Consider the following 26,794-nt stretch of genomic DNA (forward strand, 5'->3'; position numbering starts at 1 on the left):
GCGCCTGAGAGATCGAGCGCCGCCCGCGCGGCGCATCGCGAGCTGCGCTCGCTCCTACGTTTGTTTCGGGCCAATTATTCCTGCGGGATATGCGCGCGAACGCCTTGGCGCCTGACTCGATATCGAGTCGTACAAACCAGGCGGTCGCGCGCGCCTGTCACAGGCGTTACTGGCCAGAAACAAACGTAGGAGCGAGCGCAGCTCGCGATGCGCCGCGCGGGCGGCGCTCGATCTCACAGGCGGCAAAACCATCAAGGCGAACCCCCGCCTGCCCCCAAAAAACCGACAGGCGCCTAAGGATTTCAGCCCGGCGGCCGAAAACATATACATGACAGCCCTCATGGCCGCTTGCCAGCCTCAGGGACATGATGCAACCTTGCCAGATGCGCCGCCGCCCAGGCCGCGTCCCCCTTCAAGCGAGTCTTCGATGAAAAGCCAACCCGATGCCGCCAGCCGTGTGGCGGCCGAGGTCGTCACGCAGCTTCCCGTGCCCTCGCGGCTCGGCATGCTGCGTTTCGAAAGGCTGAACGAAGCCAACTGGGCGATGCTCTACCTGGACCCAGCCTGCGATCGCCAGTTCGGCCTGCCCGCTTCCGAGCTGTGCGCGCTGATCGACTCGCCCTATGCCAGCCTGATGGAGCCCGAGGCACGCTACCGGCTGCACGATGAAATCCAGCTGCAACTGAGCAACCGTGGCTATTACCGTGTGCGCTACACCCTGCATACCCAGTTGCGCGCGCTGCGCCTGCTGGAAGCCGGCGAGGCGTTCAAGCAGCACAACCGCCAGTTGCTGCGCGGGTTCCTGACGGTGCTCGATGACGAAGACGACAGCGAGCTCGACACCAACGACCTGGAATCGCGTAACAACCGCCTGCAACTGGCCCTGCAGATCAATCAGCGTGCCCAGCAGGAACAGCTTGAGCACCTGGAGCGCGTGCGTGCCCAGCAGGACCTGATCCTGCGCCTCGCCCGCCAGCGCTACAGTGGGGAAAACTCGCTGCTCGAAGCCGCCCAGCTGATCACCCGCAGCGCCTGCGAAATCTACAAGGTCGACAGCGCCAGCATCTGGCACCTGGAAGACCAGCGCCTGGAGCCGATCAGTGCCTGGCTGCGCGACGACCAGGTTCACCGCCTGCCCGAGCCAATCGATGCCAGCCGCTTCCCCGACTACCTGGAAGCCCTGCACGCCAGCCGCGCCATCGACGCGCACAACGCAAACCACGACCCGCGCACCCGTGAGCTGGCCGAGAGCCTGTACGCCGACAACAACGCCATGCTCGACGCCAGCATCCGCGTCGATGGCCAAGTGGTGGGCGTGCTGTGCCTGGAGCAGACCGGCCAGCCGCGCGCCTGGCAGTCGGATGAAATCGCCTTTGCCGGTGAGCTGGCCGACCAGTTCGCCCAGGTCATCACCAACCACAACCGGCGTACCGCCGCCAGCGCCCTGCACCTGTTCCAGCGGGCCGTGGAGCAGAGCGCCAGCGCCTTCCTGCTGGTCAACCGCGACGGTGTGGTGGAGTACGTCAACCCAAGCTTCACGGCCATCACCCAGTACAGCACCGAGGAAGTCCAGGGCCACCACCTGGCCGAGCTGCCAGCCTTGGAAAACCTCAGCGAGCTGCTGTTCGACTCGCCGTCGAGCCTGGCCATGGGCAACAGCTGGCAAGGCGAATTCAAGAGCCGGCGCAAGAACCTCGAACCCTACTGGGGCCAGCTGTCGATTTCCAAGGTGTACGGCGACAACCGTGAGCTGACCCACTACATCGGCATCTACGAAGACGTCACCCAGACCAAGCTGGCCCAGCAGCGCATCGAGCGCCTGGCCTACACCGACAACCTGACCAACCTCGGCAACCGCCCGGCGTTCATCCGCAAGCTCGACGAGCGCTTCGCCCGGGACAGCGAGAACCCGATCTGCCTGCTGCTGGTGGACATCGACAACTTCAAGCGGATCAACGACAGCCTCGGCCACCAGACCGGCGACAAGCTGCTGATCAGCCTGGCCCGGCGCCTGCGCAACAGCCTGAGCGTCAATGGCGTGCTGGCCCGTTTTGCCAGCAACGAATTTGCCGTACTGCTCGACGACACCAGCCTGGAAGACGGCCAGGGGGTTGCCCTGCAGCTGCTGCGCACCCTCGACAAGCCAATGTTCGTCGACAACCAGCTGATCAACGTCACCGCCTCGGTGGGCCTGGCCTGCGCGCCGCTGCACGGTAGCGACCCGACCACCCTGATGAAGAACGCCGGCCTCGCCCTGCACAAGGCCAAGGCCAACGGCAAACACCAGGTTCAGGTGTTTACCGAAGTGCTCAACGCCGAGGCCAGCTACAAGCTGTTCGTCGAGAACAACCTGCGCCGCGCCTTGACCCAGAATGAGCTGGAGGTGTTCTACCAGCCCAAGCTGTGCCTGCGCAGCGGCCGCCTGCTCGGCCTTGAGGCGTTGCTGCGCTGGAACCACCCCGAGCGCGGCATGATCCGCCCGGACCAGTTCATCAGCGTGGCCGAAGAAACCGGCCTGATCATCCCCATCGGCAAGTGGGTGGTGCGCCAGTCGTGCCGCATGAGCCAACAGCTGCAGCAAGCCGGCATGGGCTGCCTGCACGTGGCCATCAACCTGTCGCCCAAGCAGTTCTCCGACCCCGACCTGGTGGCCTCGATCGGCTCGATCCTCAAGGAAGAGGGCCTGCCCCCGCACCTGCTGGAGCTGGAGCTGACCGAAGGCCTGCTGCTGGAAGCCACCGAAGATACCCACCGCCAGCTCGACGAGCTCAAGGCCCTGGGCCTGACCCTGGCCATGGACGACTTCGGCACGGGCTACTCGTCGTTGAGCTACCTGAAGAAATTCCCGATCGACATCATCAAGATCGACCGCAGCTTCATCAACGAGATCCCCGACAACCAGGACGACATGGAAATCACCTCGGCGGTGGTGGCCATGGCCCACAACCTCAAGCTCAAGGTGGTGGCCGAGGGCATCGAGACCCCAGAGCAGCTGGCGTTCCTGCGTCGGCACCGCTGCGACGTCGGCCAGGGTTACCTGTTCGACCGGCCGATCCCGGGCCGCGAGCTCGAGGAAAAACTCAAGCGCTACCCGCGCGGCCCAATGGCCTGACAGCGGCGCCAAGCTCGGGCACTATAGAACCCATTCGGGCCCTTTCGCGGGCAAGCCCGCTCCCACAGGTACTTCCCCCCTCAGCCCTGTGGCGATCCCCGTGGGAGCGGGCTTGCCCGCGAAGGCCCCAACACCTATCCAACTGAATAGACACAGAGGAACAGCCATGGTCCTGCGCTCGGAAATCCTGGTGAACAAAAACGTCATGCCCACTGCGGAGCAAGCCCTGCCTGGCCGCGAAACGCCCATGCAGCTGCCCGAGTTTCATTACGTATTCAAAGAAACCCCCCTGCTCGGCCCGTTCTTCGAAGGCGCCATCGACTTCGCCATCTTCGGCCTGGGCTGCTTCTGGGGTGCCGAGCGCCGCTTCTGGCAGCGCGAAGGCGTGGTCAGCACCGTGGTCGGCTACGCCGGCGGCTTCACCCCGCACCCGACCTACGAAGAAGTCTGCTCGGGCCTGACCGGCCACACCGAAGTGGTGCTAGTGGTATTCGACAAGGACAAGGTCAGCTACCGCGAGCTGCTGGCGATGTTCTGGGAACTGCACAACCCGACCCAGGGCATGCGCCAGGGCAACGATGTCGGCACCCAGTACCGCTCGGCCATCTACTGCACCAGCCCTGAACAGCTTGAACAGGCAAAGGCCAGTCGCGACGCCTTCCAGGCCGAGCTGAGCAAGGCAGGCTTCGGCGAAATCACCACCGAAATCGACCAGGCACCGACCGTGTACTTCGCCGAGGCCTACCACCAGCAGTACCTGGCCAAGAACCCGGACGGCTACTGCGGCATCGGCGGTACCGGCGTGTGCCTGCCACCCAGCCTGCAGGGCAACTGAACCATGAGCACGATGACCCTGTTCCACTCGCCATTGTCGCCCTTCGTGCGCAAGGTCATGGTGGTGCTGCACGAGACCGGCCAACTGCAGCGTGTGAGCCTGCAACCGGTGAACATCAGCCCGGTAAGCGGCGACGAGCAGCTCAATCAGGACAACCCGATCGGCAAGATCCCGGCCCTGCGACTGGAGGACGGCACCGTGTTGCACGACAGCAGGGTGATCTGTGAGTACCTCGACCTGCAGCATGTCGGCCTGCCGCTACTGCCACGCGAGGGCTCTGCGCGCTGGCGGCGCATGACCTTGGCTTCGCAGGCCGATGCGATCTTGGATGCGGCGGTATCGAGCCGTTACGAGAGTTTCTTGCGGCCCGAGGAGAAGCGCTGGGAGGGCTGGCTCGAAGCGCAAGCCGAGAAGATTCGCCGCAGCCTGGCCAACCTTGAGCAGGAGCATCTGGCCGAGCTGGCGTCCGGGTTCGATCTGGCGGCGATTGGCGTGGCTTGTGCGCTAGGGTATCTGGACCTGCGTCAGCCGGAATTTGGCTGGCGGGAGCGCCAGCCTGGCTTGGCGGCCTGGTATGCCGAGGTGAGCCAGCGACCGTCGATGGTCGCCACTGCTCCGGTGGCCTGAAGGCCCTCTTCGCGGGCAAGCCCGCTCCCACAGGTACGGCGCACAGCCTTAGACTTGCGCCATACCTGTGGGAGCGGGCTTGCCCGCGAAAGGGCCAGTAAAGCCAGCCGAAATCAGCAGTCAGGCTTGCCAGCGGTAAACTTCTTGGCCGGGTTGACCGCCGCCTTGAACTCGCGCAGCGCCTTGGAGCCCACCAGCAACGGGTAATTGAAGTTGCTGCGGTCCACCAGGTTAACCTCCACGGTCCGCTTCACATCACCCAGGCACAGCTCCAGGTCGACCACCGGCCGCTTGGAAACCTCCGGTGCATCACCCTCGTCCTCTTCATCGGCACGGCCCTTGATCTTGCTGATGCGCGAGACCTTATGCTCGTATACCTTGCCGTCGGCGTCCTTGGTCGCCAGGCGGAAGCGCACCCATTCCTCGCCATCGCGGTTGAACAGCTCGATGTCCTTGGCCGACAGCGACGCGGTGAAGGCACCGGTGTCCATCTTGGCCTTCAGGGTTTCACCACCCAGTTCCGGCAACTTGATGTTCTCGTAACGGCCGTAGAGCGTGGGTTCGGCGGCCATCACCGGCAACGCCATCAGCGACAACAGGGCAAGCAGAGATTTCACAGGCAGGCTTCCTTGAGAAGGGTCAGTGCTTAGACTGCACTGGCAGGATAGGTTCGCTGTCACAAGCCTAAACAACATGTTGTGAAACATTTGTCCCCACCGTCGGGCATTGGACATTTGGCGTAGACCACGGCGCTGCTTATCATTGCGCCCTGCTAATTTCCCACAACAAGAGTTTCCTTATGCGTCGCCTGTTTACCGGCATTCTTACGACCACCCTGCTGCTGCTCAACACTGTGGTGTTGATCTGCCCGCTGCTGGTCTTCGCCCTGCTCAAGCTGGTGCTGCCAGGCCGTGGCCGTGACTATGCCTCGTGGGCAGTGATGTGGGTCGCCGAAACCTGGTCGGAAATCGACAAAGCCATCTTTGCACTGTGCATCCCCACCCAATGGGACATCCGTGGCGTCGAGAACCTGCGCAAGGACACCTCCTACCTGGCTGTCAGCAACCACCAGACCTGGGTCGACATCCCGGCACTGATCGAAAGCCTCAACCGCCGTACGCCGTTCTTCAAGTTCTTCCTCAAGAAGGAGCTGATCTGGGTACCGCTGCTGGGCCTGGCCTGGTGGGGCCTGGATTACCCGTTCATGAAGCGCTACAGCAAGGCCTTTCTCGAGAAGCACCCAGAGCTCAAGGGCAAGGACCTGGAAATCACCAAGGCCGCCTGCGAGCTGTTCAAGCGCCAGCCGGTGACGGTGGTCAACTACCTCGAAGGCACCCGCTTCACCGAGGCCAAGCACCGCGAACAGCAATCGCCCTATCGCTACCTGCTCAAGCCCAAGGCTGGCGGCGTGGCATTCGTGCTGGCGGCGCTGGGCGAGCAGCTGGACGCGCTGCTGGACGTGACCATCGTCTATCCCGGCAAGCAGGCGCCTGGGTTCTGGGACTTGCTCAATGGCAGCATCAGTCGGGTGATTATCGACATTCAGGTGCGTGAACTGGACCCGGCATTGTGGGATGGGGATTACGAGAATGATCCCGCCTTCCGCCAGACCGTACAGGCCTGGGTTAATCAGCTGTGGCTGGAGAAGGATCAGCGGATCGAGCAATTGCGCGTTGAGATGAATTGAGTTTATTGCCTGTACTGGCCTCTTCGCGGGTAAACCCGCTCCCACAGGGATCGCACAAGCCTTGAGTTGTGCGCTGTACCTGTGGGAGCGGGTTTACCCGCGAAGAGGCCGGCACAGGATTGCGCATAACCCCGATTAAAACCCAGGCTAATAATTAGAATAAGTAATACTTTTTTGTCATCACCCACCCAAGTGGATAAAAATCGACCAAAGCACAACTACAAAAACGCCTGGATCGATCGATGGCCAACCCACCCAGCTCCAACTCCGCCCAACTGCGCCGTGTCCTCGGCCTCCCCGCCCTGGTGTTCTTCGGCCTGGTGTACATGGTCCCGCTGACCATCTTCACCACCTACGGCATCGTCACCGAACTCACCGGTGGCCGCACGGCCGGCGCCTACATGGTCACCCTGGTGGCCATGCTGTTCACCGCCGCGTCCTATAGCTTCATGGTCAAGCGCTTCCCGGTCGCGGGCTCGGCGTACTCCTACACCAACATGGCCTTCGGCCCCAACGTCGGTTTCCTCGCCGGCTGGTCGCTGCTGCTGGATTACCTGTTCCTGCCGATGATCAACTACCTGCTGATCGGCCTGTTCCTCAACATCGCCTTCCCGGCCATCCCGGCGTGGTCCATTGCGCTGGCCTCGATCGTGCTGGTGACGGTGCTGAACGTGATCGGCATCCACTCGGTAGCCAAGACCAGCAACCTGATCGTCGGTGCGCAGATCGTCTTCATCGGGGTGTTCGTCGCGCTGTCGTGCCAGTCGCTGGCCGGCCAACCGATCGACCTCTTGTCGCCGTTGCTGGGCGATGGCTCCAAGCCTGGTTTCGGCGCGATCATGGCCGGTGCGGCCGTGCTGTGCCTGTCGTTCCTCGGCTTCGACGCCGTCTCGACCCTGGCCGAAGAATGCCGCGATGCCCGCCGCGACGTGCCACGGGCGATCATCCTCACCACCCTGTTCGCCGGCGTGCTGTTCACCGTGCTGGCCTACGTCAGCCAGCTGGTCATGCCGGGCACCACCTTCGCCAATGCCGATGCGGCGGCCAACGAGGTGATGCTCAAGGCGGGCGGGCAGTTCCTGGCCAACTTCTTCACCGCCGCGTACGTTGCCGGCAGCCTCGGCTCGGCGCTGGCCTCGCAGGCGGCGGTGTCGCGCATCCTGTTCACCATGGGGCGGGACAACGTGCTGCCGCGGCGTAGCTTCGGTTACCTGTCGCCGCGTTTTGGTACGCCGGTGTTCGCCATTGCCTTGGTATCGGCGTTCTCGTTGCTGGCATTGGTAATCGACCTGGCCACGCTCGCCTCGCTGATCAGCTTTGGTGCGCTGGTGGCGTTCTCGGCGGTAAACCTGGCGGTGGTGAAGACCCACCTGATGGATGGCGGGGCCCAGCGTAACCTCAAGGGGCTGCTGTGCTACGGCCTGGTGCCGCTGGTGGGGTTGGCGCTGACCCTGTGGCTGTGGACCAGCCTGTCAGCGCTGACGTTGGTGATTGGGCTCTGCTGGTTTGCGTTTGGCCTGGCATACCTGGCGGTACTGACCGCCGGTTTCCGCCGCCCGGTACAGTTAGTGGCGTTTTCGGAATCGGCCTGAACCTGTGGGAGCGGCGGTGCGGCGATCCGACTTGCCCGCGAAGCAAGCACCGCGTTGTATGGCACGGGCTTCGCCCGTGTTCGCGGGCAAGCCCGCTCCCACAATGCCCTCCTCCGGCCTTCAGACCGAGGGCTGTGCCAACGGCGCCGGGGTGGTCCACAAGCTACCCAGATTCTGCAACAACGACCCGGCAATCCCCTGCTGCCCCAGGTACTGCAGAATCAACGGCGCAAACTGCCCGATCATGCCGGTATCCATCCCCAGTGCCTTGAATGCATTGTCGAGGTCGCCGCGGTTCTCCACATCGTTGCCTAGCGCCTTGTCCAGGGCCGACTGGCTGCCCTTGTCGCTGCCCAGCAACTCACCCAGCCCGCTCAGCCCGCCCAGGACATTGGCCCCCGACAGCAGGTCCAGTCCCGGCACGGCCTTGGTCAACTGGCCATAGTCGTCACTGCTCAGGTTGTTGCGCGCCAGCCCCAGCATGGCCCCGGCCCCACCCACGGCTTGTTCGGGGGTGATGTTCAACTGGCTGCCCAGGGTGTTGAGCAGATTGGCCTGGGCTGCAGGCGCCTGCACCTGGCCTTGTTGCTGCTGGTTCTGCATGGCGGAGACAGCGTTGGCGGCGTCGCTGAGGTTGAAGGCGAACACCGGGCTTGCGGCCAGGGTCATCAAGGTTGCCAGGGTGAATGCTTTCATCGGGAGGGACCTCGTCGGCCAGGATGGCCAGGGAAACGAGGCATTGGACTGGCGCCGCGGAACTTTGTTCCTGGCCGATCATCGTCCTGCTGAAAGTACAACGCCCCCTTGCGGGGGCGTTGAGTCTGTCACTTAGGCCGCGCCCCACATCTTGTGCGGGTCGATCACGAACTTCTTCGGCACGCCTGCATCGAACTCGCCATAGCCTTCCGGCGCCTGGTCGAGGTTGATGACCTGCACGCCCACCACTTCGGCAATGTTGATGCGGTCCCACATGATCGCCTGCATCAGCTGGCGGTTGTACTTCATGGTCGGGGTCTGGCCGGTGTGGAAGCTGTGCGACTTGGCCCAGCCCAGGCCGAAGCGGATGCTCAGCGCGCCGATCTTGGCAGCGGCATCCACCGCGCCCGGGTCTTCGGTCACGTACAGGCCGGGGATACCGATGTTGCCGGCAACGCGGGTCACCTGCATCAGCGAGTTCAGCACGGTGGCCGGCGCTTCGTGCTTGGCACCCTCGTGGCCATGGCCACGGGCCTCGAAGCCAACGGCATCGACGGCGCAGTCCACTTCCGGCTCGCCAAGAATGTCGACGATCTGCTCGTGCAGCGGGGTGTCCTTGGACAGGTCGACCACTTCGAAGCCCTGGGATTTGGCGTGGGCCAGGCGGGCCGGGTTGAGGTCGCCGACGATCACGCAGGCCGCACCGAGCAGGCGCGCCGAGGCAGCGGCGGCCAGGCCGACCGGGCCGGCACCGGCGACGTAGACGGTGCTGCCTGGGCCTACGCCGGCGGTGACGGCGCCGTGGTAGCCGGTCGGCAGGATGTCGGACAGGCAGGTCAGGTCACGGATCTTCTCCATGGCCTTGTCGCGATCCGGCAGTTTCAGCAGGTTGAAGTCGGCGTACGGCACCAGCACATACTCGGCCTGGCCACCGGTCCAGTCGCCCATGTCGACATAGCCGTAGGCACCACCGGCACGCGCCGGGTTGACGGTGAGGCAGACACCGGTGTGCATTTCTTTGCAGGAACGGCAGCGGCCGCAGGCGACGTTGAACGGTACCGACACCAGGTCACCGATCTTCAGGCGTTCGACGTCACGCCCCATCTCGACGATTTCACCGGTGATTTCGTGGCCCAGGACCAGGCCGACCTGGGCAGTGGTGCGGCCGCGGACCATGTGCTGGTCGGAGCCGCAGATGTTGGTGGAAACCACCTTGAGGATCACGCCGTGCTCGATCTTCTTGCCGCGTGGGTCTTGCATTTTCGGGTAGTCGATCTTCTGCACCTCGACCTTGCCCGCGCCGAGATACACCACTCCACGATTGCCAGACATGCTCTTACCTCGCTTGATTTTTATTTATGCAGCGGTGGTGGAAAGCGCCGCCGTCCATGGGCGGCATGTGTTACTGGAATGCAGGGAATTGTGGGCCTGATACGGCGCTTTGCACTGACTGGAAACGACAGGGAGATGCCTTTTAACGGCAGTGGAAATTGTGTTGGCCCATTCGCGGGCAAGCCCGCTCCCACAGGAAAAATGCCAGCCGTGAAGGCTGCAAATAACCTGTGGGAGCGGGCTTGCCCGCGAATGGCCGGTGCGGGCTGTTAGAGAACGACAGTCCGGTTGGCGTTGAGGAACACCCGCCGCTCGATGTGGTAGCCCACCGCCCGCGCCAGGGTCAGGCACTCGATGTCGCGCCCTTTGGCAATCAGGTCTTCCGGGTAATGGCTGTGGTCCACCACCTCGACGCCCTGGGCGATGATCGGCCCTTCGTCGAGGTCGTTGTTGATGTAGTGCGCCGTGGCACCGACCATCTTCACGCCCTTGTTGTACGCCTGGTGATAAGGCTTGGCGCCCTTGAAGCCCGGCAGCAACGAGTGGTGAATGTTGATCGCCCAGCCGTCCAGGCGCCGGCACAGTTCCGGCGACAGCACCTGCATGTAGCGGGCAAGCACCACCAGCTCCGCACCGGTTTCTTCGATCACCTGGATCACCTTGCGCTCTTGCGCCGGCTTGTCCTTGGGGTCGAGGGCGAAGTGGTAGTAAGGAATCTTGTGCCAGTGCGCCAGGGGCTCGAGGTCCGGGTGGTTGGACACCACCGCGACCACGTCCATGGCCAGCTGGCCGATGCGCTGGCGATACAGCAGGTCGTTCAGGCAATGGTCGGCCTTGGACACCATGATCACCACCTTGGGGCGGTGATTGGGTGCGGTCAGCTCGAAGGCCATGCCGAACGCTTCGCTGCGCTCGGCGAGGCCGGCCCGGAAGCCCGCCTCGTCGAAATCGTCCGGCTGGCGGAACTCCACGCGAATGAAGAAACGCCCCGACAGCCGGTCGTCGAAGGAGTGGTGCTCCGTCACGTAGCAGCGCTGCTCGTAGAGGTAACGCGTCACCACGTCGACGGTGCCGAGCATGCTCGGGCAGTCGGCGGTGAGAATCCAGGTATCCGGTGCCCGACTCATGTTCTGCTCCTTATGCCTCGATACTCAGGCCGTATTCGGCCGAAGCGTCCTGCAGCCACAGCCACCAGTAATCGGCGAAGCTGCGGCGGATCACCAGTTCCCAAGTGTCTTCGGCGGTACGGCGGATCACCAGTTGCGACTTGGCGAACACGGTGCCGACAGCCTTGCCGACCGGGAAGTTGTTCGGGTGAACATCATAGCTGGTGGATTTCATCAGCACTTCGCGCACGTTCGGGCCGCGCAGTTCCAGCAGGCTCTGCCCGCCGCTGACGTTGACCACCTGAATGTGCTGGCCTTCAAGAGCGGCACGCAGCTTTTGCTCGACCGCGACCTCCTGGCCACCTGGGACGATCAGCAGCCACTCGTCGGGGCCCATCCACTGCAGCGACATCTCGCTGTTGGCGACCACGGTCAGCGCCACTGGCAGCTCCAGGCCCAGGGCCTTGTGCACGCCGGCTGCGAATTCCGGGTTGTGGCCATCGCCACGGATAGTGAGGTGACCGAGGAATTTCTTTTCACGCAGGGTCACGCCTGCGTTCTTGCGGCCTTTGCCAACCAGACTGGCCAGGTCGGCATGGTGCAGTGGCGACTGGGCCTTGGCCTCGGCACCGGGGTTTTGCTGGAAGACGTTGATAGCGCTCATTTCTTACCTGCCTTGAATTCTGTTGATCGCGAAGACCTGAGGTAGAACCTGCTGGCACTGGCTGTGGAGATCCTGTGGGAGCGGGTTTACCCGCGAAGAGGGCGGTGAGTCCACCATCGCATTCGCGGGTGAACCCGCTCCCACAGAGACCGCATTCCAGTCAGTACTACCGGTGAAGCCTCAAACGTTCTGCCGCTCACCCTTCGGATCGAAGAACACCGAAGACACGATTTCCGCCTCGATCACGCTGCCATCGGCCTGTGGTGAGTAAACACGCTCGCCCATGCGTTTGAGGCCGCCCTTGACCACACCCATGGCGAACGAATAACCCAGGGAGTTGGAGGCGTAGCTGGAGGTGACGTGGCCGACCATGTCCATCGGGATCGGCTGCTTCGGATCGAACACCAGCTGGGCGCCTTCCGGCAGCCACTTGGTCGGGTCGATCGGCTTCAGGCCCACCAGCTGCTTGCGGTTCTCGCGCACACAGTCTTCGCGGTTCATGCCACGCAGGCCGATCCACGAGAACGGCTTGTTGCGGCCCACGCACCAGCTCATGTTGAGGTCGTCCGGGGTCATCGAGCCATCGGTGTCCTGGCCGACGATGATGAAGCCCTTCTCGGCACGCAGTACGTGCATGGTCTCGGTGCCGTACGGGGTCAGGTTGTACTTCTTGCCCGCCTCGATGATCTGTTCCAGCACGCCCATGGCGTAGTTGGCCTGCACGTTGACTTCGTACGACAGCTCACCGGTGAACGAGATACGGAACACGCGGGCCGGTACGCCGCCGACGTTGCCTTCCTTCCAGGTCATGAACGGGAACGCGTCCTTGTCCATGTCGATGTCGGTCAGCTCGCTCAGCAGCTTGCGGCTGTTGGGGCCGGACAGGGTCATGGTCGCCCAGTGGTCGGTGACCGAGGTGAAGTACACCTTCAGCTCCGGCCATTCGGTCTGGTGGTACAGCTCCATCCACTGCAGCACGCGGGCAGCGCCACCAGTGGTGGTGGTCATGATGAAGTGGTTGTCGCCGACGCAGGCGGTCACGCCGTCGTCGAAGACCATGCCGTCTTCCTTGCACATCAGGCCGTAGCGGGCCTTGCCCACATCGAGCTTGGTCCAGGCGTTGGTGTAGATGCGGTTGAGGAACTCGCGGGCATCCGGGCCCTGGATGTCGATCTTGCCCAGGGTCGAAGCGTCCAGCAGGCCCACGCTGTCGCGCACGGCCTTGCATTCACGGGCCACGGCAGCATGGATGTCTTCACCGGCTTTCGGGAAGTACCACGGGCGCTTCCACTGGCCGACGTCTTCGAACTCGGCGCCGTTCTTCACATGCCAGGCATGCAGGGCGGTGAAGCGCACAGGCTCGAACAAGTGGCCACAGTGACGGCCGGCTACCGCGCCGAAGGTCACCGGCGTGTAGTTCGGGCGGAACATGGTGGTGCCCATTTCCGGGATTGTGATGCCGATCGAACGGGCGGCGATGGCCAGGCCGTTGATGTTGCCCAGTTTGCCCTGGTCGGTACCGAAGCCCAGTGCGGTGTAGCGTTTCACGTGCTCGACCGACTCGAAGCCTTCGCGGGTGGCCAGTTCGATGGCCGCGGCGGTGACGTCGTTCTGCTGGTCGACGAACTGCTTCGGTGCGCGGGCAGTGCCTTTGTCGTGCGGCACCTGGAACAGCGCCACAGTGGCCTCTTCCTTGCGCGCCACGGTTTTCGGCAGGCTGCCAACGGTGGCTTTGAAGCCCGCTTCAGTGGCTGCGCGAACGCCGCCTTCGAAGCCATCGGCAATCACATCGCCCAGGGCGTAGACGCCGTTGATGCCGCCCACGCATTCGCGTTTCTGTGGGGCATCGCCCGGCACGAAGCCGAGGATGTCTTCACGCCAGACCGGGCGACCGCCCAGGTGCGAAGCCAGGTGTACGATCGGGCTGTAACCGCCGGAGGTGGCGATCAGGTCGCATTCGAGGGTTTCACCCGGGCTGGTGACCTTGTGCGCCTGCACATCGATGGCGGCCACACGGGCGCCGCTGACATGCTTGGTGCCTTTGGCCTCGATCACGGCGCTGGAGGTGAGGATGCGGATGCCCTTGGCACGTGCTTCTTCAACCAGCGAACCCCGTGGGTTGTGGCGGGCATCGGCAATCGCGACCACCTGCAGGCCAGCGTCGTGCCAGTCGAGCGCGGCGCGGTAGGCGTGGTCGTTGTTGGTCGACAGCACCAGCTTGCGGCCCGGGGCCACGCCGTAACGGCGTACGTAGGTGGACACGGCACCGGCCAGCATGTTGCCCGGCAGGTCGTTGTTGCTGTACACCAGCGGGCGCTCGTGGGCGCCGGCAGCCAGGACCACGCGCTTGGCGCGCACGCGATGCACGCGGTGGCGAACCTGGCCGATCGGGGCGCGGTCGCCGAGGTGGTCGGTGAGGCGCTCGTGGATGGTCAGGAAGTTATGGTCGTGGTAGCCGTTGACCGTGGCACGTGGCAGCAGGGTCACTTCCGGCAGGCTTTCCAGCTCTTTGACCACGGCGTTGACCCAGTCGGCGGCAGGCTTGCCGTCGAGGGTTTCGCGGGTGTCGAGCAGGCTGCCGCCGAACTCTTCCTGTTCGTCAGCCAGGATCACGCGGGCACCGCTGCGGGCAGCGGCCAGCGCGGCAGCCAGGCCAGCAGGGCCGGCGCCGACGATCAGCACGTCACAGTGCTGGTTCATGTAGTCATAGGTGTCCGGGTCGTTCTGCAGCGGCGCACGGCCCAGGCCGGCAGCCTTGCGGATGTACTTCTCGTACGTCATCCAGAACGATTTCGGGTACATGAAGGTTTTGTAGTAGAAGCCCGGCGGCATCATGCTGCCGCCGACCTTGCCGAGGATGCCCATGACGTCGTTGTTGACGTTAGGCCAGCCGTTGGTGCTGGTGGCGACCAGGCCTGCGTACAGCGCCTGCTGGGTGGCACGCACGTTGGGGATCTGGGTGGCTTCGCTGGAGCCGATCTGCAGGATGGCGTTCGGCTCTTCGGTACCAGCAGCGATGATGCCGCGTGGGCGCGAGTACTTGAAGCTGCGGCCGACGATGTCGACGCCGTTGGCCAGCAACGCGGCGGCCAGGCTGTCACCGGCATAACCCTGGTAGGTCTTGCCGTTGAAGGTGAAGTTCAGGACCTTGCTGCGGTCGATACGGCCGCCGCTGGCGAGGCGATAGGTCTGGCTCATACTTTTTCCCCTTGGCCTTTGACGGTCGACGCTGCGCTGGCGGCTTTGCCGTTGGCGGTCACTTGCGGCTTCTCGCCAATCTTGTAGGTTTCCAGAATTTCGTAGGTCACGGTGTCGCGGGTGACGTTGAAGTACTGGCGGCAGCCGGCAACGTGGTCCCACAGTTCATGGTGAATCCCGCGCGGGTTGTCACGGTAGAACATGTAGGTACCCCACTCCTCGTCGGAGCAGGCGTTAGGGTCCAGCGGGCGGGCGATGTGCGCCTGGCCAGAGGCGTGGAACTCTTCTTCGGAGCGCAGCTCGCCGCAGTGGGGACAGAAAATATGCAACATGACGGTGTCTCCGGTTAGTGGGCGACGGCGGCGGCGCCGTGTTCGTCGATCAGTGCGCCGTTGTAGAAACGGTCCATGGAGAACGGCGCGGCCAGTGGGTGCATTTCGCCCTTGGCCAGGCTCGCGGCGAAGACGTTGCCCGAACCCGGGGTCGCCTTGAAGCCGCCAGTACCCCAACCGCAGTTGAAGAACATGTTCTTGACCGGGGTCTTGGTGATGATCGGGCAAGCGTCCGGCGAGGTGTCGACGATGCCGCCCCACTGGCGGTTCATGCGCACGCGCGAGAGGTTCGGGAACATTTCGACGATGGCCTGCAGGGTGTGCTCGATCACCGGGTACGAACCGCGCTGGCCATAGCCGACCCAGCCGTCGATACCGGCACCGATCACCAGGTCGCCCTTGTCGGACTGGCTGATGTAGCCGTGCACGGCGTTGGACATGATCACCGAGTCGATGATCGGTTTGATCGGCTCGGATACCAGTGCTTGCAGCGGGTGCGATTCCAGCGGCAGGCGGAAGCCGGCCAGCTTGGCCATGTGCCCGGAGTTACCGGCGGTGACCACGCCGACGCGCTTGGCGCCGATGAAGCCTTTGTTGGTCTCCACGCCGATGACCGCGCCGTTTTCCTTGCGGAAGCCGATCACTTCGGTCTGCTGGATCAGGTCCACGCCCAGGGCGTCGGCGGCACGGGCGAAGCCCCAGGCCACGGCGTCGTGACGGGCCACGCCACCACGGCGCTGAACGGTCGCGCCGAGGATCGGGTAGCGGGTGTTCTTGGAGCAATCCAGGTACGGGATTTCGGCCGCGACCTGGGCAGTGTTCAGCAGTTCGCCGTCGACGCCGTTGAGGCGGTTGGCACTGACACGGCGCTCGGAGTCACGCATGTCCTGCAGGGTGTGGCACAGGTTGTAGACGCCGCGCTGGGAGAACATGACGTTGTAGTTGAGGTCCTGGGACAGGCCCTCCCACAGCTTCATGGCGTGCTCGTACAGGTGCGCCGACTCGTCCCACAGGTAGTTGGAACGCACGATGGTGGTGTTACGGGCGGTGTTGCCGCCGCCCAGGTAGCCCTTCTCGATCACGGCAACGTTGGTGATGCCGTGCTCTTTGGCCAGGTAATAGGCCGTGGCCAGGCCATGGCCGCCACCGCCGACGATGACCACGTCATAGACCTTTTTAGGGGTCGGCGTGCGCCACATGCGCTGCCAGTTCTCGTGGTGGCTGAGGGAGTGCTTGAAAAGGCCGAAGCCCGAGTAGCGTTGCATGGTCGTTTACTCCACTCAGCGGTAAACAGGGAAGTCAGCGCACAGGGCCGCGACGTTCTTCGCCACATCGGCTTCGACGTCTGCGTCACCGAGGTTGTCGAGGATGTCGCAGATCCAGCCGGCCAGGGCTACACACTGCGCGACCTTGAAGCCGCGGGTGGTGACGGCCGGGGTGCCGATACGCAGGCCCGATGTGACGAACGGCGACTGCGGGTCGTTCGGTACGGCGTTCTTGTTGACGGTGATGTGCGCGCGGCCCAGGGCGGCGTCGGCATCTTTGCCGGTCAGTCCCTGGCGGATCAGGCTGACCAGGAACAGGTGGTTGTCGGTGCCGCCGGAGACCACGTCGTAGCCGCGGTCGATGAACACCTGGGCCATGGCCTGGGCGTTTTCGATGACCTGCTTCTGGTAGGCCTTGAAGCCTGGCTCCAGTGCCTCTTTGAAGCACACGGCCTTGGCGGCGATCACGTGCATCAGCGGGCCGCCCTGGGCGCCCGGGAATACGGCGGCGTTGAGCTTCTTCTCGATCTCTTCGTTCGACTTGGCCAGGATCAGGCCGCCACGTGGGCCGCGCAGGGTCTTGTGGGTGGTGGTGGTCACCACGTCAGCGAACGGGATCGGGTTCGGGTACAGGCCAGCGGCAACCAGGCCGGCCACGTGGGCCATGTCGACGAACAGCAGCGCACCGACCTTGTCGGCGATGGCGCGGAAGCGTGGGAAGTCGAGGGTCTTGGAGTAGGCCGAGAAACCGGCAACGATCATCTTTGGCTTGTGCTCGACGGCCAGGCGCTCGACTTCGTCGTAGTCGATCAGGCCGGTGTTGGTGTCGATGCCATATTGCACCGCGTTGTACAGCTTGCCCGAGGACGACACCTTGGCGCCGTGGGTCAGGTGGCCGCCGTGTGCCAGGCTCATGCCGAGAATGGTGTCACCGGCCTGCAGCAGGGCCAGGTAAACGGCGCCGTTGGCCGAAGAGCCGGAGTGCGGCTGGACGTTGGCGTAGTCGGCACCGAACAGCTGCTTGGCGCGCTCAATAGCCAGTGCCTCGACCTTGTCGACGTGCTCGCAGCCACCGTAGTAGCGCTTGCCCGGGTAGCCTTCGGCGTACTTGTTGGTCAGGCCGCTGCCCTGGGCCTGCATGACGCGCTTGCTGGTGTAGTTCTCGGAAGCGATCAGCTCGATGTGATCTTCCTGACGCTGTTCTTCGGCATTCATCGCCGCCAGCAGTGCATCGTCATAACCCTGGATCTGGTCTTGCTTGCTGAACATCGTGTATCTCCCGGCAGCGATCGTTTTTTGTCGTGGGGCACTGTGGCCCTTTGTGGCGATGTTATGACTGGCCGGGGCGGGTCAGATGCCTGCGCACGCCTTGCAATGGCGCGTTTACGACATTCGTTGCGGCGTTGGCCCCTTCGCGGGCAAGCCCGCTCCCACAAGGACCGCGCAGGTCTGGGCCAACACCTGTGCAAGGGCCTGCCACAATACTTATGGGAGCGGGCTGGCCCGCGAAGAGGCCGGTCCTGAGAACACGGAAACAAGCCCATGCACAGCTTGTATAGGCAACTGCTGAAACGATGGTTTAGAGTGCTGTTCTGCGTCGTTCACAGGACAGTGTCATGACAGATAAGAGCCAACAATTCGCCAGCGACAACTATTCCGGTATCTGCCCCGAAGCCTGGGCGGCAATGGAGAAGGCCAACCACGGCCATGACCGCGCCTACGGCGACGACCAGTGGACCGAGCGCGCCTCGCAATACTTCCGCAACCTGTTCGAAACCGACTGCGAGGTGTTCTTCGCCTTCAACGGCACCGCCGCCAACTCCCTGGCCCTGGCCTCGCTGTGCCAGAGCTACCACAGCGTGATCTGCTCCGAGACCGCCCACGTCGAAACCGACGAATGCGGCGCGCCGGAGTTCTTCTCCAACGGCTCCAAGCTACTCACTGCACCCAGCGTCAACGGCAAGCTGACACCACAATCGATCCGCGAAGTGGCACTCAAACGCCAGGACATCCACTACCCCAAGCCGCGGGTGGTCACCATTACCCAGGCCACCGAGGTCGGTACCGTCTATCGCCCCGACGAGCTCAAGGCGATCAGCGCCACCTGCAAGGAGCTGGGCCTGAACCTGCACATGGACGGCGCGCGCTTTACCAATGCCTGCGCGTTCCTCGGCTGCAGCCCGGCTGAGCTGACCTGGAAGGCCGGCGTCGATGTACTGTGCTTTGGCGGTACCAAGAACGGCATGGCGGTGGGCGAGGCAATCCTGTTCTTCAACCGCCAGCTGGCCGAAGATTTCGACTACCGCTGCAAGCAGGCCGGGCAACTGGCGTCGAAAATGCGCTTCCTGTCGGCGCCGTGGGTCGGGCTGCTGGAGGATGGCGCCTGGTTGCGCCATGGCAATCATGCCAACCGTTGCGCGCAGTTGCTGGCCTCGTTGGTGAGTGACCTGCCAGGGGTGGAACTGATGTTCCCGGTGGAGGCCAACGGCGTGTTCCTGCAAATGCCGGAGCATGCGATAGAAGCACTGCGCGGCAAGGGGTGGCGGTTTTATACCTTCATCGGCAGTGGCGGGGCGCGGTTCATGTGCTCGTGGGATACCGAAGAAGCGCGGGTGCGGGACCTGGCGGCGGATATCCGCAGCATCATCAGCGCCTGATCGGCCGCATTCGCGGGCAAGCCCCACAGCTGAGGCGCCAACTTCAAGGTAGGCGCGGTACCTGTGGGAGCGGGCTTGCCCGCGAAGCATCCAGCACCTATCTAGAGTTTGAAACCACCCATCTGCCGCGCCAGGTCATCGGCCAGCCCGCGCAACGCCTGGCACTCCTCCCGGCAGCCCTGCACCTCGGCCGCTGTTTCCCGCGCCAGATCAGAAATGCCCTGCACCGTCCGGTTGATTTCCTCGGTCACCGCCGATTGTTCTTCAGTTGCCGTGGCCACCTGATGGTTCATGTCGCTGATGTGCTCGACCTGATCGGTAATCGCGCCCAACGAGGCCCCGGTGCGCTGGCTCGACTCCACACCACTGCCGGTCGCCTGCTGCCCTGCCTGCATCGAACTCACCGCCGAGCCCGCGCCCTGCTTGAGGCGCTGGATCATTTGCTGCACTTCATCGGTGGACAGCTGCGTGCGCCGTGCCAGGGTTCGTACTTCATCGGCCACCACTGCAAAGCCACGGCCCATCTCCCCCGCCCTCGCCGCTTCGATGGCGGCATTCAGCGCCAGCAGGTTGGTCTGTTCGGAAATGCTGCGTATCACCGCCAGTACTTCATCGATCGAGGCAACTTCTTCAGCCAGCTGGCTCACCGCATCAGCTGCCTTGCCGATATCACCCGACATACCTTCGATGCCCTGGATCGAGCGCCGCACCACCTCTCGGGCCTGCAACGCTTCGTCGCGGGCCGACTGCGAAGCCTCGGCCGCGTCACCCGCATTGCGGGCGATGTCCTGAACGGTCAGCCCCATCTCATGCACAGCGGTGGCGACCATCTCGGTCATTTCCTGCTGGCGCCCGGAGCGTTCGGCGGTGTTATCCACCACCTGGGCCACCTGCCCCACGGCCTGATGCAGGCGCTCACTGGTGCGCAGCACCTCGCCGATCAGGCTGCGCTGGCTGTCGAGGAAGCGGTTGAAACCACGGGCCAGATCGCCCAGTTCATCCTGGCGGGCATCATCCAGACGGTGACTGAGGTCGCCACCGCCACTGCCGATCTGTACCAGCGCGGCGGTGACGCGGCGGATCGGGCGCACCAGACCGCGCGCCAGCCACACCACCAGCAACAAGGAGATCAACGCCACCGCGCCACCGATCAGGCTGGTCAGCCACACCGCGTGGCGCATCGGTGCGTAGATGTCCGATTCAGGCACCTCGGCCACCAAGGTCCAGTTGAGGTCACGCAGCGGCAGGCCAAGGGCAACATAGGTTTCGCCATCGCGGCTGAAGCGGCTGCTCTGCAACGTGCCTGCCTGTGCCATAACCGCTTTCGCCGCCTCGGCGCCAATCTGCTCGGCCAGCTGACGCTTGCCGCTGAAGGCGTTATCCGGGTGCACTTGAATCAGCCCGTCGTTGCGCACCAGGAACACCTTGCCGTGCTCGCCGAAGCTGAAGTCGTGGATCAGCTTCGACAACTCGCTCATGCGCAAGCCCATGCCGGCCACACCCACCAGCTGGCCGGCCTTTTCCACGCGATAGTCGATGAACAGCGCCAGCTCGCCGGTGGAGCCGTCGATATCGATATTGACCAGGCGCTCGGCGCCGCTGTCGATGTAGCCGTAGAACCAGGCGTCCTTGGGGTTGGTACGGCTCAGGGTGCGGTCGAGCCCCTTTTCGTTGTAGTAGTGACCGGTACTGGTGGCGGCGAACATGGTGGTGAAGGCCTGGTTGCGTTGCCGGGAGGCTTCCAGGTATTCGACGAAGCGAGCCGCCTCGGCGGGGTTTTCACCCGCCGCTAGCCAGTCGCGCAGCAGGGTGTTGCCAGCGATGTCGGCTGCGGCCACCAGGGGCTGGCCGAGCATGCGCTCGATATCGTTGCGGATCGCTTCGATGCTGGCCGGCAAGGCCGTATCGACCAGGTAACGTTCGGTCAGGCGGTTGAGCGCCACCGTGAAGATGACCACCACCACCAGGATGCTCGCCAACAGGGCGGCGCCCATGCTCGCGATCAATTGCCACTGGATGCTCTTACGCCAGATACGCATGCCCATGCTCCCCGCCAATTATTGTTTTGCGGGAAGTGTATACACTTGCGTATTCAGTTAATCCAGTGATCTGGAACAACAACGCCGTTCATGTGGGAGCGGGCTTGCCCGCGAATGCGACGGCGTATTCACCATCGTATTCGCGGGCAAGCCCGCTCCCACAGAGGGCCAGCACGTACTTACTGTTCGGCGATGGTCCGGACGATGGCGTCCACCGTAGCGTCGATCTGCGCCTGGGTACGCTCGAGGGTCTGCTGGTGTTCCTTCTGCAGTTCGACCTGCTTGGAACACAGGTTCAGCGCGGCCAGCACCAGCAGCTTGTCGCCGATCAGGGTCGGGTACGAACGCTTGGTCTCGGCCAGGGCGGTGTTGAGCATCCGCACCGCCTGCGCCAGGGTTTCCTCCTGGCCTTCGGGCGCCTTGATCGAATAGTCGCTGCCGAGGATCGATACGACATTGATCGGCTGCGCTTGCAGTCTCATGCGCCGACGACGCCTGCACTGGCGCGCTCGACCAGCGCCTGGATACGCGCAGCGGTGGCGCCGTGCTTCTCTTCCTGCTCCATCAGCGACAGCTGCAGGGTTTCGTTCTCTTCCTTGGCCTGGGCCAGTGCCTGGCCGAGGGTGGTGTTCTGCTCGGTGAGTTGAGCGTTTTTCTGCATCAGGTCGCTGACCAGTTGCTCGAGTTGATTCAGGGAGGCTTCCAGCATGGGTCTATCTCGGGTTGTTGCAAAGGGCGCACACGATAAAGAAAAGCGTGAGCCCCCGCCATTAAATATCGGATTCTTAAGGTTTCTACCCCGCAGATTGACAGGGTATCGGGCCCCTTGTTCCGACCTGGGTCAACCGCCGGTCAGGTAACCGGACAGTGAGCTGAAAACTTTCATCTGTTCATCCTCAAGACTGATCAGTCACGACCGATAGACAGGTAGGTCATATTCCGTCGCACGGACCGCGCCTCCTCACATCCTCCCTGGACTCTCTCCATGTCACTACGCAACATGAACATCGCCCCGCGCGCGTTGCTCGGGTTCGCTCTGATCGGCGCCCTCATGCTCGGCCTTGGTATCTTCTCGCTCATGCAGATGGGCAACATCCGACAGGCCGGCGTGACCATCGAAGTAAACAGCGTGCCCAGCATCAAGACGCTCGATGAACTGGCTGCGCTCAACCTGCGCATGCGCACACTGTCCTACCGGCTGCTGCTCAACCGCGAACCGGAAACCCAGCGCGACACCCTCAATCTGCTGGACCAGCGCAACGCCCAGATCGAACGTGCCCGCCAGGCCTACCTGCCAATGATCACGGCAGCCGACGAGCGGGCTGCCTTCGAGCAGTACACCCAACTGCTCAACCAGTATCGCCAGCTCGAGTCACGCATGCGCAGCCTGAGCCAGGCCGACCGCCTGGACGAACTGCGTGACCTGCTCAATCGCGACCTGCTGGCCAACTCCGAACAGATCAACAAGGTCATGGAGACCCTGGTCCAGATCAACACCGAGCAGACCCGCACCACCAATGAAACCGCCGCCAACCAGTACGACAGCGCGTTCGCCCTGGTAATCGGCTTGTTGGTTGCCGCCACTGCCCTGACCTTCCTTTGCGCATTCCTGCTGACCCGCAGCATCGTCAAACCGATCGAAGAAGCACTGCAGGCCGCCGAACAGGTGGCCGACGGTGACCTGACCAAGGTCATCCGCGCCGAAGGCACCGACGAAGCAGCCCGGCTGCAACGCGCCATGGCCCGCATGCAGGACAAGCTGCGCGACACCTTGCAACTGATCGCCGGTTCCGCCACCCAGCTGGCCTCGGCGGCCGAGGAGCTGAACTGCGTCACCGACGAAAGCGCCCGCGGCCTGCAACAGCAGAACAATGAAATCGAACAGGCGGCGACCGCCGTCACCGAGATGACCAGCGCCGTGGAAGAAGTCGCGCGCAATGCGGTCAGCACCTCGGAGGCCTCCAGCGAAGCCAGCCGCTCGGCCGGCGACGGCCGTGACCTGGTGATGGAAACCGTCGGCGCCATCGAGCGCATGAGCACGGACGTGCAGGGCACCGCCAAGCTGGTCACTCACCTGGCCGAACAATCGCGCGACATCGGCAAGGTGCTCGATGTGATCCGCGGCCTGGCCGACCAGACCAACCTGCTGGCGCTGAATGCTGCGATCGAAGCGGCACGCGCCGGTGAGGCCGGGCGTGGTTTTGCCGTGGTGGCGGATGAAGTGCGGGCACTGGCCCATCGCACCCAGCAGTCGACCAGCGAGATCGAACGCATGATCGGCAGCATCCAGGGCGGTACCGAAGAGGCGGTGGAATCGATGCGCACCAGCACCGAGCGCGCCGAGTCGACGCTGAACATCGCCAAGGGAGCCGGCATGGCGCTGGACACCATTGCTGCCGCCGTGGCGCAGATCAACGAGCGTAACCTGGTGATTGCCAGTGCGGCCGAAGAACAGGCCCAGGTGGCGCGGGAGGTGGACCGCAACCTGGTGAACATCAATGACCTGTCGGTGCAGAGTGCTACCGGGGCGCATCAGACCAGCGCGGCGAGTGCCGAGCTGTCGCGCCTGGCGGTGGACCTTAACAGTCTGGTCGCCCGCTTCCGCACCTGAAAGCATTCGCAGGCAAGCCCGCTCCCACAGGATCACCGCTCTGTTCAAGACTGCGGTGAACCTGTGGGAGCGGGCCTGCCCGCGAAAAACCCAGACTGGCCGCTGGATCAGTAATCGATCCGCACGTCCCCTTTCGGCACACTGCAGCACGACAGGATGTAGCCCTCGGCTTCGTCTTCCTCGGTAATCCCGCCGTTGTGCTCCATCTCCACTTCGCCACCCAGCTTGAGCACCTTGCAGGTCCCGCAGATACCCATGCCGCAGGCTTTCGGGATCATCAGCCCAACTTTCGCCGCCGCCGCATGCACCGTCTCGCCCGGAGCGACGCGGATGCTCCGCTCGCTGCCGATGAATTCCACCAGGTTGAGGTCCGAAGCATCCACTTCCGGTGCATCGGCCGCCTGCTCGGCATGCTCCACCGCATCGGCCTTGGCCTCTGCCGGCGTCGCGCCGAACGATTCCTCGTGGTAGTTCTTCATGTCGAAGCCGACCGCTTCGAGCATGCGCTTCACCGCGCTCATGTACGGCGTCGGGCCACAGCAGAACACCACGCGTTCCATGTAGTCCGGCGCGATCAGCTCCATCAGGCGCTGGTTCAGGTAACCGCGATAACCCGCCCAAGGCTCACCCAGCCCATGCTTCTCGCAGATGATGTGCAGGCTGAAGTTGGGAATGCGCGAGGCCATCTGTTCCAGCTCGCGGTGATAGATGATGTCCTTCGGCGAGCGGGCACTGTGCACGAACACCATGTCGACGTTGGCGTTGGTGTCGTAGAACCAGCGCGCCATCGACATCACTGGGGTGATGCCTACGCCGCCCGAAAGGTACAGCACCTTCGGCGCCGGGAAATCGATGGCGTTGAACAGCCCCACCGGCCCGTGCACCGGCAGCTCGGCGCCTTCGTGCATGGTGTCGTGGAGGAAGTTGGACACCAGCCCGCCCGGAACGCGCTTGACCGTGATCGAGAAGCTGTAGGGCACCGACGGCGAACTGGAGATGGTGTAAGAGCGCATCACCGGCTTGCCTTCGATTTCCAGCTCCAGGGTGACGAACTGCCCGGGCTTGAAGAAGAACATGATCGGCTGGTCAGCCATGAAGCAGAAGGTGCGCACGTCCCAGGTCTCCTGGATGACCTTGACGCAGCGCACGATGTGGCGGCCGTTGGCCCAGGTCTGGGTGGTGACCGGATTGAGGAAGGTATCGGACATGTTCATCTCCAGCGGCCGACTATGGCCCTTTTTATGGCTTGGATAATGCGCAAGCTGAAGACGACGTACATTCCTGCCAGCGACATCGGCGTGCTTATCGCGACCAGCCCCGCGCCACAAGGGCTGGCGCGTCGTAATTCAAATCGGCCATGTCGCCCATGGATACGGTTCATGGCGTCTTCGGACGCACACTCCACGGCAAAAGAACCTGCTGTTTTGCGACAGACAGCCTTGCGGCACCACAACAACGATTAGCCACCTTTTGCCGGCCGCACACGGCCCCGAGGAATACACGATGGACGTCACCGCAACCCTGAGCCTGGGCGATCCACTGGAACCTGCACGCAAGGCCACCGCCGAGATGCTGCAGACCCGCGAGCGCACCTACTCGCTGCCCCAGCCGTTCTACACCGACGAGCGTCTGTTCCAGATCGACATGGAGGAGATCTTCCAGAAGGAATGGCTGATCGCCGGCATGACCTGCGAGATCCCGGCCAAGGGCAACTACATCACCCTGCAGATCGGCAAGAACCCGATCCTGGTGGTGCGTGGCGCTGAAGGCAAGGTGCACGCCTTCCACAACGTCTGCCGCCACCGCGGTTCGCGCCTGTGTGTCAGCGATAAAGGCAAGGTGGCCAAGCTGGTCTGCCACTACCACCAGTGGACCTACGAGCTGGACGGCCGCCTGCTGTTCGCGGGCACCGAAATGGGCGACGACTTCGACATGAAGGAGTACGGCCTCAAGCCTGTGAACGTGAAAGTCGCCGGCGGCTACATCTTCATCAGCCTGGCGGAAAACCCACCTGCCATCGACGAGTTCCTGGCCACCCTGGAACACTACATGGAACCGTACGACATGGAGAACACCAAGGTGGCGGTGCAGACCACCTTGATGGAAAAGGCCAACTGGAAGCTGGTACTGGAAAACAACCGCGAGTGCTACCACTGCTCCGGTTCGCACCCAGAACTGCTGCAAACCCTGCTGGAGTGGGACGACACCAACGACCCGCGCGCCGACCAGGCCTTCAAGGACCACGTGGCTGCCTCCGCTGCCGCCTGGGAAGCCGAGAAGATCCCGTACCTGCACAAGAGCCACGGCCTGCGTAACCGCATCGTGCGCATGCCGCTGCTCAAGGGCACCGTGTCGATGACCATGGACGGCAAGCAGGCCTGCCAGAAGCTGATGGGCCGCATCAAGAACCCGGACCTCGGCTCGATGCGCATCCTGCACCTGCCGCACTCGTGGAACCACTGCATGGGCGACCACATGATCGTGTTCACCGTGTGGCCGATCAGCGCCCAGGAGACCATGGTCACCACCAAATGGCTGGTGCACAAGGATGCCGTGGAAGGTGTGGACTACAACCCTGAGCACATGCGCAAGGTGTGGGATGCCACCAACGACCAGGACCGTCGCCTGGCCGAAGAGAACCAGCGCGGGATCAACTCCACTGCCTATCAACCAGGCCCTTACTCCAAGACCTACGAGTTCGGGGTGGTGAACTTCATCGACTGGTACAGCCAGCGTGTGCTGGAGAACCTGGGCGCAGAGCCGGCGCCCTACCTGAAGGAAGTAAAGGCGCAGTAACGGCGCTGCAGTAATGAACGCCACGGCCGGGTTACCCTCGCCGTGGCGTTTTACATGACGATCCAGAGCTTCATCACATGTTATCCACAGGTTTACCTGAACCTCTAGAGAATACCGACAGCAAAGCGTGCAGCCAGCACGCCGACCGCTGCTGATCAATAATTGATCAAAATGTTCAAAGCCTCTGATCTAAAGGCTTGCAGCCCCTCCCGAACACCTTGTCCACAGAAGCGCCAACAGATTTT

The 26,794-nt window shown here is 63.4% G+C and carries 20 protein-coding genes and 3 pseudogenes; 9 read left to right on the forward strand and 14 right to left on the reverse strand.

What is annotated here, in order from left to right; all coding sequences use genetic code 11:
* Positions 1 to 427 precede the first annotated feature (427 nt).
* From OCX61_RS25415 to OCX61_RS25425, 3 genes are all read left to right on the forward strand, one after another.
* Positions 428 to 3,112 carry a putative bifunctional diguanylate cyclase/phosphodiesterase gene (locus OCX61_RS25415; protein ID WP_261941858.1) on the forward strand — a complete coding sequence of 895 codons (2,685 nt, stop codon included), beginning with the start codon at positions 428 to 430 and terminating at the stop codon, positions 3,110 to 3,112.
* A gap of 166 nt (positions 3,113 to 3,278) precedes the next feature.
* On the forward strand, positions 3,279 to 3,947 hold the full coding sequence (gene msrA / locus OCX61_RS25420) for a peptide-methionine (S)-S-oxide reductase MsrA (RefSeq protein WP_261941859.1): 669 nt from the start codon (positions 3,279 to 3,281) through the stop codon (positions 3,945 to 3,947).
* Between the two features lie 3 nt (positions 3,948 to 3,950).
* Complete coding sequence (locus OCX61_RS25425) at positions 3,951 to 4,574, forward strand: glutathione S-transferase (RefSeq protein ID WP_261941860.1); 624 nt, start codon at positions 3,951 to 3,953, stop codon at positions 4,572 to 4,574.
* A 113-nt stretch (positions 4,575 to 4,687) separates the two neighbouring features.
* Here the strand turns inward: OCX61_RS25425 and rloA2 are convergent, their stop codons facing one another.
* Positions 4,688 to 5,191 carry a retropepsin-like aspartic peptidase RloA2 gene (rloA2, locus tag OCX61_RS25430; RefSeq protein WP_261941861.1) on the reverse strand — a complete coding sequence of 168 codons (504 nt, stop codon included), beginning with the start codon at positions 5,189 to 5,191 and terminating at the stop codon, positions 4,688 to 4,690.
* Between the two features lie 182 nt (positions 5,192 to 5,373).
* Between rloA2 and yihG the strand changes: the two genes are divergently transcribed.
* Entirely contained in the window at positions 5,374 to 6,261 is an 888-nt protein-coding gene (gene yihG / locus OCX61_RS25435) for a 1-acylglycerol-3-phosphate O-acyltransferase, YihG family (RefSeq protein ID WP_261941862.1), read from the forward strand.
* 242 nt (positions 6,262 to 6,503) lie between these two features.
* Positions 6,504 to 7,853: an APC family permease gene (locus tag OCX61_RS25440; RefSeq protein ID WP_261941863.1), complete on the forward strand. Its 1,350-nt coding sequence runs from the start codon at positions 6,504 to 6,506 to the stop codon at positions 7,851 to 7,853.
* A gap of 120 nt (positions 7,854 to 7,973) precedes the next feature.
* Here OCX61_RS25440 and OCX61_RS25445 read toward each other — a convergent pair whose 3' ends face one another.
* From OCX61_RS25445 to OCX61_RS25480, 8 genes are all read right to left on the reverse strand, one after another.
* On the reverse strand, positions 7,974 to 8,549 hold the full coding sequence (locus tag OCX61_RS25445) for a DUF2780 domain-containing protein (RefSeq protein WP_261941864.1): 576 nt from the start codon (positions 8,547 to 8,549) through the stop codon (positions 7,974 to 7,976).
* 132 nt (positions 8,550 to 8,681) lie between these two features.
* Positions 8,682 to 9,881, reverse strand: coding sequence for a formaldehyde dehydrogenase, glutathione-independent (gene fdhA, locus OCX61_RS25450; RefSeq protein ID WP_060480490.1), 1,200 nt, complete (start codon positions 9,879 to 9,881; stop codon positions 8,682 to 8,684).
* A 269-nt stretch (positions 9,882 to 10,150) separates the two neighbouring features.
* Positions 10,151 to 11,008 (reverse strand): formyltetrahydrofolate deformylase, encoded by an 858-nt coding sequence (gene purU, locus OCX61_RS25455; RefSeq protein ID WP_060512211.1) that lies wholly within the window; start codon positions 11,006 to 11,008, stop codon positions 10,151 to 10,153.
* Between the two features lie 10 nt (positions 11,009 to 11,018).
* Entirely contained in the window at positions 11,019 to 11,651 is a 633-nt protein-coding gene (locus tag OCX61_RS25460; protein WP_085676302.1) for a sarcosine oxidase subunit gamma, read from the reverse strand.
* Between the two features lie 180 nt (positions 11,652 to 11,831).
* Positions 11,832 to 14,849 carry a sarcosine oxidase subunit alpha gene (locus tag OCX61_RS25465; RefSeq protein WP_261941865.1) on the reverse strand — a complete coding sequence of 1,006 codons (3,018 nt, stop codon included), beginning with the start codon at positions 14,847 to 14,849 and terminating at the stop codon, positions 11,832 to 11,834.
* A complete protein-coding gene (locus tag OCX61_RS25470; protein WP_019436925.1) occupies positions 14,846 to 15,181 on the reverse strand; it encodes a sarcosine oxidase subunit delta in 336 nt (111 codons plus the stop codon). Before OCX61_RS25470 ends, OCX61_RS25465 begins: the two co-directional genes overlap by 4 nt.
* 14 nt (positions 15,182 to 15,195) lie before the next feature.
* Complete coding sequence (locus OCX61_RS25475) at positions 15,196 to 16,446, reverse strand: sarcosine oxidase subunit beta family protein (RefSeq protein ID WP_003255680.1); 1,251 nt, start codon at positions 16,444 to 16,446, stop codon at positions 15,196 to 15,198.
* 15 nt (positions 16,447 to 16,461) lie between these two features.
* Entirely contained in the window at positions 16,462 to 17,715 is a 1,254-nt protein-coding gene (locus OCX61_RS25480) for a serine hydroxymethyltransferase (protein WP_261941866.1), read from the reverse strand.
* Positions 17,716 to 18,062: 347 nt separating this feature from the next.
* On the opposite strand from OCX61_RS25480, the gene OCX61_RS25485 reads away from it, so the two are divergent.
* A complete protein-coding gene (locus tag OCX61_RS25485) occupies positions 18,063 to 19,103 on the forward strand; it encodes a threonine aldolase family protein (RefSeq protein ID WP_261941867.1) in 1,041 nt (346 codons plus the stop codon).
* Positions 19,104 to 19,204: 101 nt separating this feature from the next.
* On the opposite strand, the gene OCX61_RS27480 is transcribed toward OCX61_RS25485, so the two are convergent.
* The 4 genes and pseudogenes from OCX61_RS27480 to OCX61_RS25500 form a co-directional block, all read right to left on the reverse strand.
* A complete protein-coding gene (locus OCX61_RS27480; protein WP_522731682.1) occupies positions 19,205 to 19,942 on the reverse strand; it encodes a methyl-accepting chemotaxis protein in 738 nt (245 codons plus the stop codon).
* Between the two features lie 174 nt (positions 19,943 to 20,116).
* Positions 20,117 to 21,148 (reverse strand): annotated as a pseudogene (locus tag OCX61_RS27485) (cache domain-containing protein); the annotation flags it as partial.
* A gap of 173 nt (positions 21,149 to 21,321) precedes the next feature.
* The gene (locus OCX61_RS25495) at positions 21,322 to 21,624 is read right to left on the reverse strand and encodes a cell division protein ZapA (RefSeq protein WP_054903630.1); all 303 of its coding nucleotides are present in this window, start codon (positions 21,622 to 21,624) and stop codon (positions 21,322 to 21,324) included.
* Complete coding sequence (locus OCX61_RS25500) at positions 21,621 to 21,851, reverse strand: hypothetical protein (RefSeq protein ID WP_261941869.1); 231 nt, start codon at positions 21,849 to 21,851, stop codon at positions 21,621 to 21,623. Before OCX61_RS25500 ends, OCX61_RS25495 begins: the two co-directional genes overlap by 4 nt.
* Before the next feature lie 342 nt (positions 21,852 to 22,193).
* Here OCX61_RS25500 and OCX61_RS27445 point away from each other — a divergent pair.
* A pseudogene (locus OCX61_RS27445) lies at positions 22,194 to 22,850 on the forward strand (MCP four helix bundle domain-containing protein); the annotation flags it as partial.
* A gap of 306 nt (positions 22,851 to 23,156) precedes the next feature.
* Positions 23,157 to 23,753 (forward strand): annotated as a pseudogene (locus OCX61_RS27450) (methyl-accepting chemotaxis protein); the annotation flags it as partial.
* Positions 23,754 to 23,860: 107 nt separating this feature from the next.
* Here OCX61_RS27450 and gbcB read toward each other — a convergent pair.
* Positions 23,861 to 24,961 (reverse strand): glycine betaine monooxygenase reductase subunit, encoded by a 1,101-nt coding sequence (gene gbcB / locus OCX61_RS25510; protein WP_261941871.1) that lies wholly within the window; start codon positions 24,959 to 24,961, stop codon positions 23,861 to 23,863.
* A 295-nt stretch (positions 24,962 to 25,256) separates the two neighbouring features.
* Between gbcB and gbca the strand changes: the two genes are divergently transcribed.
* Positions 25,257 to 26,549 carry a glycine betaine monooxygenase oxygenase subunit gene (gbca, locus tag OCX61_RS25515; RefSeq protein ID WP_261941872.1) on the forward strand — a complete coding sequence of 431 codons (1,293 nt, stop codon included), beginning with the start codon at positions 25,257 to 25,259 and terminating at the stop codon, positions 26,547 to 26,549.
* Positions 26,550 to 26,794: the final 245 nt, after the last annotated feature.

It is taken from the genome of Pseudomonas sp. LRP2-20, assembly GCF_024349685.1.
Taxonomy (GTDB): Bacteria; Pseudomonadota; Gammaproteobacteria; order Pseudomonadales; family Pseudomonadaceae; genus Aquipseudomonas.

Bases quoted from the DNA above. Each gene is read 5' to 3' on its own strand.
- OCX61_RS25425 (WP_261941860.1), top strand. From the start codon at position 3,951: ATGAGCACGATGACCCTGTTCCACTCGCCATTGTCGCCCTTCGTGCGC.
- OCX61_RS25485 (WP_261941867.1), top strand. From the start codon at position 18,063: ATGACAGATAAGAGCCAACAATTCGCCAGCGACAACTATTCCGGTATC.
- OCX61_RS27480 (WP_522731682.1), bottom strand. From the start codon at position 19,942: ATGACCGAGATGGTCGCCACCGCTGTGCATGAGATGGGGCTGACCGTT.
- purU (WP_060512211.1), bottom strand. From the start codon at position 11,008: ATGAGTCGGGCACCGGATACCTGGATTCTCACCGCCGACTGCCCGAGC.
- gbcB (WP_261941871.1), bottom strand. From the start codon at position 24,961: ATGTCCGATACCTTCCTCAATCCGGTCACCACCCAGACCTGGGCCAAC.
- yihG (WP_261941862.1), top strand. From the start codon at position 5,374: ATGCGTCGCCTGTTTACCGGCATTCTTACGACCACCCTGCTGCTGCTC.
- msrA (WP_261941859.1), top strand. From the start codon at position 3,279: ATGGTCCTGCGCTCGGAAATCCTGGTGAACAAAAACGTCATGCCCACT.
- OCX61_RS25500 (WP_261941869.1), bottom strand. From the start codon at position 21,851: ATGCTGGAAGCCTCCCTGAATCAACTCGAGCAACTGGTCAGCGACCTG.
- gbca (WP_261941872.1), top strand. From the start codon at position 25,257: ATGGACGTCACCGCAACCCTGAGCCTGGGCGATCCACTGGAACCTGCA.
- OCX61_RS25475 (WP_003255680.1), bottom strand. From the start codon at position 16,446: ATGCAACGCTACTCGGGCTTCGGCCTTTTCAAGCACTCCCTCAGCCAC.
- OCX61_RS25480 (WP_261941866.1), bottom strand. From the start codon at position 17,715: ATGTTCAGCAAGCAAGACCAGATCCAGGGTTATGACGATGCACTGCTG.
- OCX61_RS25470 (WP_019436925.1), bottom strand. From the start codon at position 15,181: ATGTTGCATATTTTCTGTCCCCACTGCGGCGAGCTGCGCTCCGAAGAA.
- OCX61_RS25465 (WP_261941865.1), bottom strand. From the start codon at position 14,849: ATGAGCCAGACCTATCGCCTCGCCAGCGGCGGCCGTATCGACCGCAGC.
- OCX61_RS25445 (WP_261941864.1), bottom strand. From the start codon at position 8,549: ATGAAAGCATTCACCCTGGCAACCTTGATGACCCTGGCCGCAAGCCCG.
- OCX61_RS25460 (WP_085676302.1), bottom strand. From the start codon at position 11,651: ATGAGCGCTATCAACGTCTTCCAGCAAAACCCCGGTGCCGAGGCCAAG.
- OCX61_RS25440 (WP_261941863.1), top strand. From the start codon at position 6,504: ATGGCCAACCCACCCAGCTCCAACTCCGCCCAACTGCGCCGTGTCCTC.
- OCX61_RS25495 (WP_054903630.1), bottom strand. From the start codon at position 21,624: ATGAGACTGCAAGCGCAGCCGATCAATGTCGTATCGATCCTCGGCAGC.
- OCX61_RS25415 (WP_261941858.1), top strand. From the start codon at position 428: ATGAAAAGCCAACCCGATGCCGCCAGCCGTGTGGCGGCCGAGGTCGTC.
- fdhA (WP_060480490.1), bottom strand. From the start codon at position 9,881: ATGTCTGGCAATCGTGGAGTGGTGTATCTCGGCGCGGGCAAGGTCGAG.